We start from the raw sequence: 16,483 nt of genomic DNA, 5'->3' as shown, positions 1-16,483 counted from the left end.
TCCTTCAGTGCGCTGGGTGTACATCGATAGCGGGCTTGCCGCCGGCCCTGCCGGGTTGGCGGTTGTGTTCGTCGATAGCGCCGGACCCGATGACTATCGTGATCACCAGGACGAATGCGATGAGTGCACACCCGGTTCGAGTGAAATGGAACAGTTCCCAGCGCCGGAGGATTTCGACGTAATCGCCGGGTGGTGTTCCCACTGCCCAGCGTTTGATCTGCTGATTGATCGGCACGTTCCCGAAACGGGTCACCAGGAACGAGACGAACGTCAGCGCCGAGGCGCTCGCCGCGACCCACCGTGGCCATGACTTCGATCGCACCGCCAGCAGCAGTGTGCTCAGGACGGCCAGACCCATCAGTGTCTGCATGACCGGGCCGTTGACGCGCATCAACGCGGTATGAAACGTGAACCGAACATCAAGGGGCACTTCACGAAATGCGTATAGCACGTTCACCGCGCCATATCCGAACGCTCCGGCGAGCAGGCCGGGAAACAACAGGGCCGCAGCTCGGACGGACTTCGACAGCATCGGAACTCCCATCTCCACATCGCAACACCGAGTTGCGATATTGTCAGCCTGCCCGACTTTCACCGATATCGCAACTGGGAGTTGCAATGAGTTCTGCCGCGCCCCTCGGCCGTGGACCAAAGGTTCGCGCAGCCGTGCTCGCCGCGACCGTCGTTGAACTGAGCGAGCGAGGGTACTCCGCGTTCACCGTCGACAACGTCGCTCAGCGCGCCGGTGTGCACAAGACCACGGTCTACCGGCGATGGCCCGACCGCGACGCCTTGATCGCCGATGCGCTGGCCGACAGTGTCGCCGCGGAAATCCCCATTCCTGATACCGGTTCGGTCGAGGACGATTTGCGTGCGCTGGCGCGCAGCCTCGTCGGGTGGATCAACAGCCCGTCCGGTCGGGCGGTCCTCGCGGTCATGCTGCCCTCCGCCGGGTTGCCGTCGCCGCCCGATGCCACGCGTCATGTCTTCCGCGACCGTATCCGCCGGGCGCTGCCGGTCGTCGCGCGTGCGATCACGCGCGGCGAGATTCCCAGCGGCACAGATGCCGCCGAGGTGATCAAAACCCTTGTGGCGCCTATCTACCTACGTGTCCTGATCACAGGCGAGTCAGTGGACGACACCACCGCCGACGCCGCCGCCGCACTGTCGCTGACCGCCGCGCGCGCCGGCCTTTTCAGCTGACACGACGCTGATGACTCCGACACGTGTGTATCCGCTAGCGGTACGCGCAGGACTAGCACACGCCGCCCGCACATCGGCATGTGCGGATGGTTGAGATGTCATGTCGCTGAGGTCATTTAGGCGGGCAGGATGTAGTGCAGGTGGCCACCGAGCCGGTCCGAGATGCGAATCTGTCGTCCATGGGGCCGTATGGGATCCACACAATCTGCTCGATTCTGCCGTCGAGTTCCGGCATGACGCCGCAGGGTTCGAATTCATGGGCGTCTGACAGAAACACCCCATCGGCGGTTTGCTGATGGGATGCTGGAAGTGAGACAAGGTAGTCGACTACTGGTGGCGCGGCCGTGGAGAAGGGATCGACTTCGGGCTGGCGCGGAAAACGGGACTTCGGGCATCAGTGCAATCGGCCGCTATCAACCTGGATGTTCGGGTGGCACGTGAATAGGGGAGAACTATGAAGCTCATAGTCATCGGTGGTACCGGACGGATCGGCTCGCAAGTGGTCCAAAAGTTGACTGCGGCCGGACACGAGGCCGTCCCCGCGGCACCGTCGACCGGTGTCGACCTGATCACGGGGAAGGGCCTGGACCAGGCGCTGGAGGGCGCCGATGTCGTGGTCAACGTGGCGAACTCGCCGACCTTCGACGAGGCGTCGTTGGAGTTCTTCCGAAGCTCCATGACCAACCTGCTCGCCGCAGGAGACAGGGCCGGTGTCGGGCACCAGGTCATCCTGTCGATCGTCGGCGTGGACCAGGTGCCCCAGCTGGACTATTACCGGGCCAAGGCCCTGCAGGAGGATCTGCTCCGGCAGGGGCCAACGCCGTACTCCATCGTGCGCACCACCCAATTCTTCGAGTTCATGGACGCGGTCTTGTCCTGGACCTCCGATGGCGATACCGTCCGCCTGCCCGCAACCCCGATCCAGCCGATGGCCGGCGCCGATGTTGTCGACGCGGTCGTCAAGGTCGCCACCGGCGCCCCGCTGCGCGGGATCTGGAACGTCGCAGGCCCGGATGTCTTCCGGCTCGACGAACTCGGCAGGGCTACCCTCGCGGCACAGCACGACAGCCGGACCGTCGTCACCGACGACACGGCTGGCATGTTCGCAGCCGTCCCCGGCGATGTGCTCATCGCAGGCCCGGACGCGCACCTGGCACCAACGCACTACCGGGACTGGCTCCAGAAAGCCCACTGAATCAGCGGATACCGGCCCGCTTCAGGCCTGGCCTTGCCCGCCCAAGTGCGCGTCCCACTCATCTCACCGGGTTGCGTGGTCGGCACAGTTCATCCCGCCGTCCAGGGCCGCAGCTTCTCCGGGTTCCGGATGGCCCAGATACGGGTGATGCGGCCGTCGGCGACATCGAAGGCGTAGACGGACACGATGGCGTCGGCGAGTTGCGCCACCAGGCCGGGTTGGCCGTTCACGGTGCGCTCGAGCAGTGCCACCTCGGGGGCTCGGGCGGCGATTTCGACCCAGGCGCGGGCGATCTGCTCGCCGCCATTGATCGGGTGCAGGAAGGCCGGGGCCAGGCCGCCGCTGTCCGCGGTCGCGGTCGCCTGCGGATCGAGCAGGCCGATCAGCGCCTCGATATCTCTTGTCTCCCAGGCCCGTTTGAAGTCCCGGACCACCTCGGCGCGCTGGGTGCCCGATGGACCCTGTGATGTGTGGATGCGGCGGCGGGCGGAGGAGGCGAGCTGACGGCAGGCCGCGGGGGTGCGCCCGACGATGTCGGCGACCTCGGCGAAGGAGTAGCGAAACACGTCGTGCAGTACGAAGGCCACCCGCTCGGCCGGTGTCATGGAATCCAGCACAACCAGGAAGGCCATGCTGATCGACTCGTCGAGGGTGACCCGGTCGGCGGGATCGGCCGGCGCCGGGCCACCGAGCCATTCGGAACGGTCGGGTACCGGTTCCGGAATCCATTCGCCCACATAGCGTTCCCGCCTGGTTCGCGCCGAGCCGAGCAGATCGAGGCAGATGCGGCTGGCGACCGTGGTCAACCAGGCGCCTGGCGCCGCCACATCCTGCCGCTGCCGCTCGGATAGCGCGTACCAGCGCACATAGGTCTCCTGCACCACATCCTCGGCTTCGGCCAGCGAGCCGAGCAGGCGGTAGGCGAGATTGATCAGCTGACGGCGTTCGCTGATCACCGAGCGCAGCTGTGGATCGGTCATGTGTCGGCTCCTTCGGTCGATGCGGCCCTCACCTAATTGACGAAATAGCCACCCGGACTGTGAGACGGCCTGACATTCCGACCCGCTGCATCGTCGGAAGGTCGTGACACTTTCAGCAGAGCAGGAGTTCCCGGACATGATCAGAATCGGCATCATTCTCGGCAGTACCCGGCCCAACCGCAACGGCCCACAGGTCGCCCAGTGGGTTCTGGACATGGCATCGCGTCGCGACGACGCCGAGTTCGAACTGATCGACCTGCGCGACCACCCGCTACCGCATCTGGACGAGCCGGTGGCGCCGATGTTCGGCCCCTCCGTCCATGAGCACACCCGAGCCTGGGCCGAGCGAATCGCCCCGTTCGACGGCTTCGTGATAGTGACCCCCGAGTACAACCACTCGGCACCAGGAGTGCTGAAGAACGCGATCGACCACCTGTTCGCGCAGTGGGCCGACAAGGCGGTCGGATTCGTCTCCTACGGTGCGGGCGGCGGTGTCCGCGCGGTGGAGCAGCTGCGGCTGGTCTGCGGAGCCCTGGGCATGGCCGATGTGAGCAATCAGGTCACGATCTCGGTGCTCACCGATTTCGAGAACTACACCACCTTCACACCGGGCGACCGCCACGCCGCAGCCCTGAGCACGCTGTTGGACCAGGTCGTCGCATGGAGCCGCGCGCTCGCACCGCTACGGCAGGCCAGTGCCGAAACCACTCTCGTCAATTCCTGAGGAGCCAATGATGTCTACGCCGAACGACTTTCGGTCACTCGTCGACCGTATCGAAATCGAAGCACTCTGCGCCGGATTCACCGACGCGGTGATGATGCACGACTTCGAGCGCCTGGCAACGCTGTTCACCGACGACGCGGTGTTGCGCATCCCCGACGCGGGTATCGAAGTCTCCGGACGCGCCGAATTAGAGACCGCAATGCCGCGAATGCAAGACGCCTGGGACTACTTCGTGCAGCACACCCATCCCGGCGCGGTCGATATCGACGGCGATACCGCCTCCGGCCGCGCCCACATCTGTGAATTCGGCCGGTTGCGAAGCGGCAGTTCACATTTGAACTATGCGATCTACCACGATCGCTACCGGCGAACGGCCGACGGTTGGAAGTTCACTGAGCGGGTCTACGAGATCCGATACCTCGACAACTCGCCGCTGCCGGGCTCACCGCCGGGAGAGAACGGACTGGGTGTGGACGTATCCGCTGCCCAACTGCAGGGGTGATCATGCGCTGCCCACGGGGTCGCCGCAGCCGCTGGCAAGCCCGTGGGCGGCATCCTGTCGCGCATGGCCTCGTCATCGGTGAACGAGTGGCCTCGAGCTTCCGGGTCATCTGGAACCGTCGCCAGTCACCGTCGGGACCGGCCGAGATATTGGTGCAGTATGCCGCGCAGCTGGATCGGCAAGTCCGACCAGCTGGTGATACTCCGGGAGTCTGCACGCCGCGGGAACTGTGGGAACTGGACCACTCGCCGACCATCGAGGTCATCGCCGATCCCGAGGATATCGACTACGACGCGGGTTCGGAAACCGCACGGCGACAGTCGAAGCAGGTCGATATGGTCGCGAATACCTTGGAGCGGTGGGCGATACGCGACGTCGGTCCGCACAAGCTGTTCTTGCATTTCTTCGAGCCTCCGACCGAGATCCTCGGCGCCGACGCCACGATCGTCGGCCTGCGCACCGAGCGCACCCGGCTCGACGGCACCGGAAAGGCGGAGGGCACCGGGTCTTGCGGGACGGCCGGTGGGTGCCGTGTACCGAGCCGTCGGCTACCTGTCCCAGGGCCTGGCCGAGCTGCCGTTCGACGAGCGCGCGGCTGTGGTGCTGAACGAGGCGGGCTGGGTGCGGATGCGCACGGTGCGGCGCGCTACCTGCCGGCCGTGTACGTCACGGGCTTGGATCAAGCGCGGTCCGGTTGGTCTCATCGGCCATACCAAGGGCGATGCCAATGAAACCGTGTCCTGTTTGCTCGACAATTGCGAAATCTGTCAGGCTGCAGTTTATCCCGCGCCGGAGTCGGTCATCGCCTTCCTGGCTACCAAGGGCATATACGTTCACGACTCGGCCGGGCTGGTATCGCCTCGACGTGCATGAGCGGGCGCGCGGTTAACGTGCGGGACGCGAGCGCGTCAAGTCGTCGAGCGCCTGGATGTACTGCAGATCAGCTCGGCTAGCGGATGTCGGGTGCCGTCCCGGCATGGCGTAACTGTTATTTGCTCCGAATTGTTCGACGACGGCACCGGTCTGGGCTCGCATCGGATGCCCGACTGTCGGTTATTCGGGCCGATCAGGCTTTCTTTCCATAGTGTCGCTGAAGATTTGCCAGATGTGGTATTTGTATTCAGCCTGGCTTGTCGACTATGCCCGCGAACTATCCGTGGAGGTCAAGGTCGTGACTCGTCCGTTCCATTCTTTCTTCGGTAGTAGACGCAGCGGTTGGACCAAGGTCCTGGGTGCATTCAGCGGTATGGCACTTGCGCTGCTGGCGACGACGGCAACCGCCGAACCGCTGTATCCGGTGCCCGATCCGGATCCGTTCTATGCCGCCCCGGGGGATGTGGCAGCGCACCAACCCGGTGACATCCTCGACGTGCGGGCGATGCCACCGGCGCCCCTCTTCCCCGGCGCCACCGTCACACTGGTCAAATTCCGCTCGACCGACTCGCACGGTGGGCCGATCGCGGCGACCACCACAGTCATTACCCCCTTCGGTCATCAGCCCGACGCGCCGTTGCTGTCGTACCAGCACTTCATCAATGCACTCGGCACCGACTGCGCGGTATCGCACAAGCTGTACAGCGGCGATTTGAATCTGTCCGTGACGGCGTCGATGTTGAATGCGGTGCTGCAGGAGGGGTGGACTGTCGCGATGCCGGACCATCTGGGACCGCAGTTCGCACTCGGAGCGGCGCAATTGGGTGCGCACATCGTTTTGGACGGCATCCGGGCGGTGAAACGGCTGCCCGAACTCGCGGTACAGCACAGTCCGGTGACGATGGCGGGCTACTCCGGTGGTGGCCTGGCCACCTCGTGGGCGTCAGTGCTGCAGCCGTCGTATGCAAGTGAGCTGCGGATCGCGGGCGCGGCCATTGGCGGCGCACCGATGAACCTGCTGACGATGGCGCGGGCGCTCGGCCTCGACCCGCATCCGGCCTTCGGGCTGGCCATGGCGACGGCAATCGGTCTGGAGCGGGAGTATCCGGACCAAGTGCCGACCAGCTTGTATCTCAACCCGCGCGGCGTCGCGCTCCGTGACGCCATGGCCAACCGCTGCACCAACGAAATCCTCGCCATCGGCGCCAACGGCAGCGCTCGCGATTACGTCACCACCACCTCTATCTTCGACAGGCCCGAGGCCTGGACGGTGGTGGAGCAGAACAGTCTGGAGCTCTACCCAGGGGTGCCGGAAATGCCCATGTTCGAATGGCATTCACCGAGCGACCCGTTGGTTCCGGTCGACTCCATCGAAAACACCGACCGCCGCTGGTGCAATTCCGGGGTGCGGCTGCAGACGATGACGGTGGACGTGCCCGAGCATTTGTCCGCGGCGGCAGCGGGCGCGCCCGAGGTACTGCGGTGGCTCGAGGGCCGGGTTCGCGGCGAACCTGCCCCTGTCGCCTGCTGAGATCCGACAGGATCGGCGTTGGCGGTGGCTTGGTGCAAACGCGGTGTCGGTGGCGTGGACGGCGATCATCGGTCTTCCACGTCACCGATCGCGTTCGTGACCGGGCCGACCGCCTATCAGATTCTGACCGGGCTCGATATCGAGGTGTTCACCCCCCGATCGTCGTGACGAGCACCATCGTCAATTCGCCTTCTCGGTGTTCAGGCTTGCGGCAGTGAGGTTCTGGGCAGCAAAACGAGCGATGGTGCATGCCTGGCGGGCCTGCGCTTCCGGGTGCGCGGTGCGCTGCTCCAGTGCGGCGCGGATCCGATCCAACGATGCGGTGGCATCGCTGGCGGCTCGGCGCAGCACTGTGTATCGGTGGTCGAGTTCGCGGTAGGCGAGGTCGATGTCGTGGTAGCGGCGGCGTAGGTCGGCCATATGGTTGAGCAGGTCGGCTACTTCACGAGTGGTCAGTGTGAGGGTCGGGTGCTCCGCTCCGGAGAGGATCGCCTCGCCCGCGACTTCGGCGCAGCGGGCGTGCAATACATCGACAATATCGGTCACCCAGATCACCTCCTACACTGCGGCGGAGCGTTCAGAGCGGCTCGCGTGCCCGCGCCGATCGGATACGCCCCCGCCGCAGCGCGAGCTCGGAAAACGAAGAAACGTTGCAGGTCAACACATCTGGCGATGCTGGTCGAAAATCGACGCCCTCCACTCCCGTTCGAATGCGCTCATTCGTACCCGCGCCGAACTACGACCCGATCACGGGCACGGTACTGGAACCTGGCCGGATCGAGGAATTCCGCCACCGTATTTCATAGGCCCGTATGAGGGATTTCCCACGATACGCGCGGGTAACCGCCGGACGGTCTGTACCTGCGAGCAGTATGGGGTGCAGACTACGCGGGACCGGTAGTCGCAACCCCTAGCCCGAGCGGGCCAGAGCTGTGGAGTGGAAGGAGCTGGCGAGTGTTCAGCCGCATCGCCATCGTGAACCGCGGAGAGGCCGCCATGCGCCTCATCCATGCCGTCCAAGATCTGGCCGCGGAGACCGGTAGATCGATCGAAACCGTCGCTTTACATACCGATGTCGACCGGAACGCGACATTCGTGCGTGAGGCCGACATCGCCTACGACCTCGGTCCCGCGTCCGCGCGCCCATATCTGGATCTGAAGGCGCTCGAGCAAGCTTTGGTGACGACCAAGGCCGACGCCGCGTGGGTCGGTTGGGGTTTCGTCGCGGAGGATCCGGCGTTCGCCGAACTCTGCGAGCAGATCGGCGTCACTTTCGTCGGCCCCAGTCCGGAAGCCATGCGCAAGCTCGGCGACAAGATCGGTGCGAAGCTGATCGCGGAGGAAGTCGGCGTGCCGGTCGCGCCGTGGAGCCGCGGTCCGGTCGAAACCGTGGACGCGGCCCTCGCGGCCGCCGCCGAGATCGGCTACCCGTTGATGCTGAAGGCGACCGCCGGTGGTGGCGGCCGGGGTATCCGGGTGATCACCAACGAGGCCGAGCTCGTCGACGCCTACGAGCGCACCCGTCAGGAAGCCGCGCGCGCATTCGGCAGTGGCGTGGTCTTCCTGGAACGGCTGGTGACCGGCGCCCGGCATGTCGAGGTCCAGGTGATCGCCGACGGCCAGGGGACCGCGTGGGCGCTCGGCGTCCGCGATTGCTCGGTGCAGCGGCGCAATCAGAAGGTCATCGAGGAGTCGGCGTCGCCGGTGCTGAGCCCCGAACAGGCGGCCGAGCTCAAGGCGTCGGCCGAGCGGTTGGCGATCGCGGTCGGGTATCGCGGCGCCGCGACCGTCGAATTTCTGTACCACCCGGGTGACGAGCTGTTCGCGTTCCTCGAGGTCAACACCCGCCTGCAGGTCGAACACCCGATCACCGAGTGCACCACCGGATTCGACCTGGTTCGGGCGCAGCTGCTGGTGGCATCGGGCGGCAAGCTCGAGGGCGAACCTCCGGCTGAGCGCGGACACGCGATCGAGGCCCGGCTCAACGCCGAGGACCCCGACCGCGACTTCGCGCCCGCTCCGGGCCGCATCGCGCGGCTGGACCTGCCCGCCGGGCCCGGCATCCGAGTCGATACCGGCGTCAGCGAGGGCGACACGATTCCCGCCGACTTCGACTCGATGATCGCCAAGATCATCGCCTACGGCCGAGACCGCGACGAAGCGCTGGGCAGGCTGCGCCGGGCAGTGGCGAAGACCCGGGTCGTCATCGAGGGCGGCGCGACGAACAAGAGCTTCGTGCTCGACCTGCTGAACCAGCCCGAGGTGATCGATGCCAGCGCGGATACCGGCTGGATCGACCGTGTTCGCGCCCAGGGCCGCCTCGTATCGCATCGGCACTCCGCGATCGCGGTGGCCGTCGCCGCCATCGACGCCTATGAAGAGGAAGAGCGTGCCGAGCGGGACCGGCTGCTGTCGACGGCGGCGGGTGGACGTCCCCAGGTGCAGCATCAGAGCGGTCGGCCGCACGACCTCAAGCTGCGCGGCGTCGGTTACCGCGTGCGCGTCGCACGTATCGGTGCCTATCGGTTCCGAGTCGGCATCGAGGCGGGCGGCAATACGGCCGCCGCTGATGTAGACCTCGAGCGCTTCGACCGCCACACCGGGCAGATCGTGGTCAACGGCACCCGCTACCGCGTGATCACCGGTACGCACGGGCCGATTCATCTGGTCGATGTCGACGGTGTGACGCATCGGATCAGCCGTGACGAGGGTGGTGTCGTCCGCTCGCCCGCTCCCGCGCTGGTCGTTGCCACGCCACTGGCGATCGGCGCCGAGGTCGAGGCGGGCGCGCCGGTCCTGGTACTGGAGAGCATGAAGATGGAAACGGTGCTGCGCGCGCCGTTCCGGGCTCGGTTGAAGGAATGCGCTGTTTCCGTCGGCACCCAGGTGGAGACCGGTGCGCCGCTGCTGCGGCTGGAGCCGCTCGCCGATGACGACGAGGCCGAGGACGCGGCGGCGGTCGAGTCGGTCGAGCTGGATCTGCCCGGTGAGTCCGCACCGGACCAGCCGCACGAGGGTACGGCACGCAGTCTGCAGGACCTGCGCAGCTTGTTGCTGGGTTTCGATGTCGACCCACATGACGATCGCCGAGTACTCGACCGCTACCTCGCCGTGCGCCGGGCAGCTCTGGCGGACAACCGTCGGCCCCTCGCCGAGGAAATCGAACTCGTGCAGGTGTTCGCCGATCTCTCCGAACTGAGTCACAACCGGTCGGGGGACGAGGACGGTGGCCACGGGCATGTCCACAGCGCCCGCGAGTACTTCCACACCTACCTGCAGAGCCTCGACGTCGAACGGGCCGGGCTGCCGGAGTCGTACCAGGCCACCCTCGCCAAGGCGCTCGGGAACTACGGTGTCACCGATCTGGAACGTTCCCCTGAGCTCGAAGCCGCGGTCTTCCGGATCTTCCTCGCTCAGCAACGTCCATCCGACACCGTCACGGTCATCACCACATTGCTGCGCGAATGGCTGCGCGAGCCGGTGCCGGACCGGGCGCTGCGTGAACCGGTCGGTCTGGCACTGGAGCGGCTGGTGGCCGCGACGCAGGTGCGCTTCCCGGTGATCGCCGACCTCACCCGCGGTTTGGTGTATGCCTGGTTCGGCCAGCCGCTGCTGCGGCGCAACCGCGCCCGCGTTTACACCAATGTCCGCAAGCAGTTGAGCCACCTCGACGCGCACCCGGAAACGCCCGATCGCGCCGAGCGCATTTCCGAGATGGTGCGCAGCACCGAGCCGCTGGTGCGGCTGGTCGGTCAGCGGCTGGTACGCGGCCGTGTGGACAACACCGCCATGCTCGAGGTGCTGACCCGGCGGTACTACGGAAACAAGGGGTTGGCCAGCGTACACACGCGAGAGGCCAGCGGGTGCACCTTCGTGATCGCCGAGCGCCGGGGCCTGAGCCTGGTGTCGGCAGCGGTGAGTTTCGACGCGCTCGACACCGTGCTGCGCGGTCTTACCGAACTGGCGAGCGAGGCCGCGTCCATCGAGGTCGACATCTACCTGAGCTGGGAGAAGCAGCCAGAGGACTTCGACGCGATGGCGGCGGCGCTGCAGGAAGTGCTCGGTGCACGGCCGTTGCCGAACCAGATACACCGGATCACCGCGACCGTTGCGGGCAGCGGCGGTGCGGTGATGCACCATCACTTCACCTTCCGTCCGTCCGCGACGGGCATGGTCGAGGAGCGGTTGATCCGCGGCCTGCATCCCTACATCGCGGAGCGGATGCAGATGAAGCGGCTGCGCAAGTTCGATCTCACCCGGCTGCCGTCCTCGGACGAGGAGATCTACCTCTTCCGCTGCATCGCGAAAGAAAACCCGTCCGATGAGCGCCTCGTCGCATTCGCGCAGGTGCGTGACCTGGCCGCGCTGCGCGAGCACGACGGCCGACTGCTGGCACTGCCGACGGCCGAGAGCACCATCGCCACCTGCCTCGACTCGATCCGGCGGGCACAGTCGCAGCGGCCGTCGGCCAAGCGCTTCCACACCAACCGCATCGTGATGTACATCTGGCCGCCGGTCGACATCACCCGCGCCGAGTTGGAAACGATCGTCGATCGCGTGCGGCCGACGACCGCGGGCGCCGGGCTGGAGGAGATCCTGCTCATCGCACGGCACCGTGCCCCGAGGTCCGGCGAGCTGATCAAGGTCGCCGTGCGCATAACCTTCGACACCACCGGCGGCACCGAGGTGACCATCGGCGAGCGGTCCGACGAGGTGGTCGAGCCACTCGACGAGTACCGGCAGAAGGTGCTGCGGGCGAGCAGCCGCAACACCGTCTATCCCTACGAGTTGACCGGTCTGCTCGGTGAGTTCGCCGAGTACGACCTCGACACCGACCACACGCTCGTGCCGGTCGACCGGCCCAAGGGACGCAATAAGGCCGCGATGGTTGCGGGCGTGGTCACCACGCCGACCGAGCAGTATCCGGACGGCATCACCAGGGTGGTGCTGCTCGGAGATCCGACGAAATCTCTCGGCGCGCTCTCGGAGCCGGAGTGCCGTCGCGTGATCGCCGCGCTGGACCTGGCCGAACGGATGCAGGTGCCGCTGGAGTGGTACGCGCTGTCGTCCGGCGCCCGGATCTCGATGCAGTCGGGCACCGAGAACATGGACTGGGTGGCGGCGGCGCTCAAGCGGATCGTCGAATTCACCCAGGACGGCGGCGAGATCAACATCGTGGTCTCGGGCATCAATGTCGGTGCGCAGCCGTACTGGAACGCCGAGGCGACGATGCTCATGCACACCAAGGGCATCCTGGTGATGACGCCGGACTCGGCGATGGTGCTGACCGGCAAGCAGGCACTGGACTTCTCCGGTGGTGTGTCGGCCGAGGACAACTTCGGTATCGGCGGCTACGACCGGGTGATGGGCCCGAACGGGCAGGCGCAGTACTGGGCGCCGAATCTGCTTGCCGCGCGCGATGTGTTGATGTCGCACTACGACCACACCTACGTGGCACCCGGCGAGCAGTCGCCGCGGCGGTCCCGGACCAGTGACCCGATCGATCGCGACGTCTCCGATTTCCCGCATGTCGTGGCGGGCAGCGACTTCAGCACCGTCGGTGAGATCTTCTCCGCCACCGCCAACCCGGACCGCAAGAAGCCGTTCGACATTCGGACTGTCATGCGGGCGGTCTCCGATCAGGACCACCCGGTACTGGAACGCTGGGCCGGGATGGCCGACGCCGAGACGGCCGTGGTGCAGGACGTGCGGCTCGGCGGTATCCCGGTGTGCCTGTTGGGCATCGAGTCCAGGGGAGTGCCGCGGCGCGGCTTCCCGTCCACCGATGGCCCGGACACCTATACGGCAGGCACGCTGTTCCCGCGGTCGTCGAAGAAGGCCGCGCGGGCGATCAGCGCGGCCAGCGGCAATCGGCCGCTCGTGGTGCTGGCGAACCTGTCGGGCTTCGACGGCTCGCCGGAATCGATGCGGAAGCTGCAGCTCGAGTATGGCGCCGAGATCGGCCGTGCGATCGTGAACTTCCAAGGGCCCATTGTGTTCTGCGTGATCTCGCGGTATCACGGTGGCGCGTTCGTGGTGTTCTCGAAGCTGCTCAACCCGAATATGACCGTGCTCGCGCTGGAAGGCTCATTCGCCTCGGTGCTCGGCGGCGCCCCCGCCGCCGCGGTGGTCTTCTCCGGCGAGGTCGATGCCCGTACCGCAGCCGATCAGCGAGTGCGGGACCTCGAGGCACGCACCGCGAACGCGGTCGGCGCCGACCGCGCGGCACTGACGGCGGAGCGCGACGAGGTCCGGACGTCGGTCCGCACGGAGAAACTCGGTGAGGTCGCAGCAGAATTCGACCGCGTGCACAATATACAGCGCGCTGTCGAGGTCGGTTCGGTGGACGCCATCATCCGCGCCGCCGAACTGCGTCCGCGCATCATCGAAGCCATCGAGGCCGGTCTGCCTGGCTGATCGGTCCGGACCATCTGATTGCTGATGCGGTAGGTCCGAGCAGGACTCGGGGCTCTCGATATCGGGCCCCGAGTCGGTGAAATGGCTGCCCGTGGAGGTGGAGGCGGCGTTGTACTCGACGCCGCCTCCACCTATTACGGCCGCCGCAGATTTGATGCGGTACTGCGTGATCGGACCCTGGCACACCGCGGCAGGGCAGGGATTCGGATGGGTCTCGCGACGGGAGTCGGGTCCGCATCGGTATGTCGTGGGGAGTGCGTGTTGGTCGTTGTTGTGGTTGTCGCGGTTGTGGTCGGAGTTGTCGTTCTCGCGGTGTCAGGTGTTGGGCTGCACTGGTATGTATGGCGGCGGCTCGTGCGTGATACGACTGTCGCAGGCTCCGTGCCCCGGCATATCGGCAGCGCCATCGTGGTGGTTGGGCCGGTGCTGCTGATCGGGACCGTGGTCGCCGAACGCCTTCGGGCACCGTTTCGGCTCGTTCGGATCATCGCCTGGCCAGGCTATCTGTGGGGTGCTGTCTTCGTGTACCTGCTGATAGCGCTGTTCGTGGGGGAGGTAGTCCGATTTGTATTGCTGAGATGGGCTGGTCGCGGTGACGCGGCGGCGGATACCGCCGCGACGATTTCGGTAGCGGACACGGCCGCCCCCAGTGGGGCGATCCCGGGGCCGGGTGCCGAGACGCAGCCGGAGTCATCGTCGGGGGTGGCCACTGCCACGGTCACTCGAATTCCGCGCCGACTCTTCGTATCTCGTGTCGTGGGTGGTACGGCCGCCGCTGCCGCGGTCACGACCGTCGGCTACGGAACCTACGGTGTACTGCGTGGTCCCAGTGTGAAGCGCGTTGTCGTTCCGCTGGCGAAACTGCCTCGCCGTGCACACGGGTTCCGGATAGCCGTGGTCAGCGACATCCATCTCGGTCCGATCCTCGGGCGTGGGTTCGCCGAACGCGTGGTCACCACGATCAATGACACGCAGCCCGACCTCATCGCCGTTGTCGGCGATCTGGTGGACGGCACTGTCGAGGATCTCCGCCCCGCCGTCGCGCCGCTGGCCGGGTTGCGGGCCCGCCACGGTGCGTATTTCGTGACCGGCAACCACGAGTACTTCTCCGGTGCGGAGGAATGGATCGAACACGTCCAGGAATTGGGGCTGCACTTGCTCGCCAATACCCGAACGGAGCTGCCCGGATTCGACCTCGCGGGCGTCAACGACGTGCAGGGCGCGTCGACCGGACAGGGACCCGACTTCGGTCGGGCGCTGGGGGATCGGGATCGCTCGCGTATGGCGGTGCTCCTGGCGCACCAGCCCGTGCTGATCGATGACGCGGTTGCCCACGGCGTCGACCTGCAGCTGTCGGGGCACACCCATGGCGGTCAGATGTGGCCGGGCAATTTCCTTGCGGGCCTGGCCAATCCGACCGTTGCCGGGCTGGAGCGTTACGGCGACACGCAACTGTATGTCACGCGCGGCGCCGGGGCATGGGGCCCGCCGGTCCGGGTGGGGGCGCCGTCCGATATCACCGTGGTCGAACTCGCTGCGCTGCAGGCGTGAGGCCGCGCTGGCCGGACGCCCGCACCGCGGCTATCCTCGGTCAGCCATAGACGGCCGGCAGCAATGCGGTCATCACTCGTCCGGTATTCGGGCCGAAGCAGAGTAGGACGCTGTCGGACATATCGATGATCCGACCGGCGCGCCCGGCTGGAGTTTGTCCGATGCCGGGCAGCTCGAGCAGGCTGGCCGGGCCGCCCACCGAGGCGAGGCCATCGGTCATGACCAGGAGGATATCGGGGCGGGCCGCGATCAGCGCCTCGCTGGTGATGGTGACGAAGGGCTCGGTCAGCCCGGCCGCTGTTCCCGCGTCCTGCGCACCCAACCCGGTGATCAGTGCGTCCGCGCCCGAGCCCGGTCCGGCCAACATGGTGAGCGCGGTGCCGCGCAGATACACGAATGCGATGCGCGGCTTGGGCTTTCCAGCCGGGACGGCCGCGGTCGCGGCGGCAATCTCCGCGGTCGTGCGCTCGGCGAGCGCGACACCCTGGTCGTGGACGCCGAGAGTGTCCGCGACGGCCTGGATCTGCGGACCGGTCCCGGTCAGCGTGCGCGCCGGATCGAAGACGACGATCGGGACGCCAGCGGCGTGCAACTGCTCGAAGACCGCAGGTGTCCCGGTGGTGGTATCGGTCAGCAAGACGGTGGGGTGCAAGGCCAGAACGGCCTCGACGCTCATGGCCTCACCGCCCGGGGTGACATCGGTGCGGTCGATGATCGCCGGGAGCTTCGCGGCGGTACTGCGGCCGACGAGATGTGGGCCGAGGCCGAGTGCGTATACCGTCTGCGCCAGGGTGCCGAAACGGTCTACCGCAATGATGCGACTGGTGTCGGAGACCGTCACGTCGGTGCCGTCGAAACCGCGGACGGTGACGGGCAGGCGCGGCCGCGGGTCGGATGCGATCGGTTGCGGATCGGGATCCGTTAGGGTTGCTGTGATTTCGCCCTTGGTTGCGACATCGGTCTGCCCTTGCGACGAACATGCGCTGAGTCCGAGTGCGAAGGTGAGTCCGAATGTCAGTATTCCGAGTCCGGCGCGGCTGAACATGATTGTCAGAGTATCCGCGGGCAGCGCGCCGTTCGCTACTCAATTTTCGTGGATGTGACAACGGAAGTTGTTTTCCTGCAATGGTTTTCCGGTGTTCATGAGTAGTTTACTGGCGGACCGCGGCTTTGCCGTGAGGTCATGACGTGTGTTGGCTGGTAGGAGTGGGCGAGATTCCATAAGGGCACTCGATACGGTGGAGGTTAAAGCATGTTGAACCGCAAGAGAATAGGTCAATTGACCAGATATTTTGCAGTGCGTTTCGATCAGGTCCGCCCGGGTGAACCGGACCGTGGACCGGTCGATGACCGTGCGATCCTTGGGTACAGTGCGGTTCACCTGAGGATATCCATCGAGGGATAGCCCGGGGCACCATGGGTGGGTATCAAAGGGGAAAACCGAAATGGCAACCGTGGCACGAATGCGGTGCTGGCACTGGGTGATTCGACGCGGCAATAATAGCCG

11 protein-coding genes and 1 pseudogene are annotated in these 16,483 nt (G+C 66.1%); 8 read left to right on the top strand and 4 right to left on the bottom strand.

All coding sequences use genetic code 11. The features are described from left to right. Positions 1-4 precede the first annotated feature (4 nt). Positions 5-532 (bottom strand): anthrone oxygenase family protein, encoded by a 528-nt coding sequence (locus ACWEO2_RS04730; RefSeq protein WP_452404097.1) that lies wholly within the window; start codon positions 530-532, stop codon positions 5-7. A 134-nt stretch (positions 533-666) separates the two neighbouring features. Between ACWEO2_RS04730 and ACWEO2_RS04725 the strand changes: the two genes are divergently transcribed. Beyond that, complete coding sequence (locus tag ACWEO2_RS04725; RefSeq protein WP_354953270.1) at positions 667-1,203, top strand: TetR/AcrR family transcriptional regulator; 537 nt, start codon at positions 667-669, stop codon at positions 1,201-1,203. Between the two features lie 454 nt (positions 1,204-1,657). Beyond that, positions 1,658-2,398 (top strand): SDR family oxidoreductase, encoded by a 741-nt coding sequence (locus tag ACWEO2_RS04720; protein WP_452404096.1) that lies wholly within the window; start codon positions 1,658-1,660, stop codon positions 2,396-2,398. An 89-nt stretch (positions 2,399-2,487) separates the two neighbouring features. Here ACWEO2_RS04720 and sigJ read toward each other — a convergent pair whose 3' ends face one another. Beyond that, entirely contained in the window at positions 2,488-3,378 is an 891-nt protein-coding gene (gene sigJ, locus ACWEO2_RS04715; protein ID WP_452404095.1) for an RNA polymerase sigma factor SigJ, read from the bottom strand. A 136-nt stretch (positions 3,379-3,514) separates the two neighbouring features. On the opposite strand from sigJ, the gene ACWEO2_RS04710 reads away from it, so the two are divergent. The 4 genes and pseudogenes from ACWEO2_RS04710 (at position 3,515) to ACWEO2_RS04695 (ending at position 7,008) form a co-directional block, all read left to right on the top strand. Further along, positions 3,515-4,102: an NADPH-dependent FMN reductase gene (locus ACWEO2_RS04710; RefSeq protein WP_452404164.1), complete on the top strand. Its 588-nt coding sequence runs from the start codon at positions 3,515-3,517 to the stop codon at positions 4,100-4,102. 10 nt (positions 4,103-4,112) lie between these two features. Continuing rightward, the gene (locus tag ACWEO2_RS04705; RefSeq protein ID WP_452404094.1) at positions 4,113-4,604 is read left to right on the top strand and encodes a nuclear transport factor 2 family protein; all 492 of its coding nucleotides are present in this window, start codon (positions 4,113-4,115) and stop codon (positions 4,602-4,604) included. A gap of 215 nt (positions 4,605-4,819) precedes the next feature. After that, positions 4,820-5,564: pseudogene (locus tag ACWEO2_RS04700) on the top strand (pyridine nucleotide-disulfide oxidoreductase); the annotation flags it as partial. Positions 5,565-5,850: 286 nt separating this feature from the next. Continuing rightward, positions 5,851-7,008 carry a lipase family protein gene (locus ACWEO2_RS04695; RefSeq protein ID WP_452404163.1) on the top strand — a complete coding sequence of 386 codons (1,158 nt, stop codon included), beginning with the start codon at positions 5,851-5,853 and terminating at the stop codon, positions 7,006-7,008. Between the two features lie 180 nt (positions 7,009-7,188). Here the strand turns inward: ACWEO2_RS04695 and ACWEO2_RS04690 are convergent, their stop codons facing one another. Continuing rightward, positions 7,189-7,554, bottom strand: coding sequence for a hypothetical protein (locus tag ACWEO2_RS04690; protein ID WP_452404093.1), 366 nt, complete (start codon positions 7,552-7,554; stop codon positions 7,189-7,191). Positions 7,555-7,962: 408 nt separating this feature from the next. Between ACWEO2_RS04690 and ACWEO2_RS04685 the strand changes: the two genes are divergently transcribed. Further along, positions 7,963-13,425: an ATP-binding protein gene (locus tag ACWEO2_RS04685; RefSeq protein WP_452404092.1), complete on the top strand. Its 5,463-nt coding sequence runs from the start codon at positions 7,963-7,965 to the stop codon at positions 13,423-13,425. Between the two features lie 354 nt (positions 13,426-13,779). Then, the gene (locus tag ACWEO2_RS04680; RefSeq protein WP_452404091.1) at positions 13,780-14,976 is read left to right on the top strand and encodes a metallophosphoesterase; all 1,197 of its coding nucleotides are present in this window, start codon (positions 13,780-13,782) and stop codon (positions 14,974-14,976) included. A 40-nt stretch (positions 14,977-15,016) separates the two neighbouring features. Here the strand turns inward: ACWEO2_RS04680 and ACWEO2_RS04675 are convergent, their stop codons facing one another. Then, entirely contained in the window at positions 15,017-16,021 is a 1,005-nt protein-coding gene (locus ACWEO2_RS04675; protein ID WP_452404090.1) for a heme/hemin ABC transporter substrate-binding protein, read from the bottom strand. Positions 16,022-16,483: the final 462 nt, after the last annotated feature.

This window comes from Nocardia sp. NPDC004278, assembly GCF_053602975.1.
The sequence above is the reverse complement of the archived record's forward strand: the minus strand, read 5'-3'. Positions and strand labels throughout refer to the sequence as shown.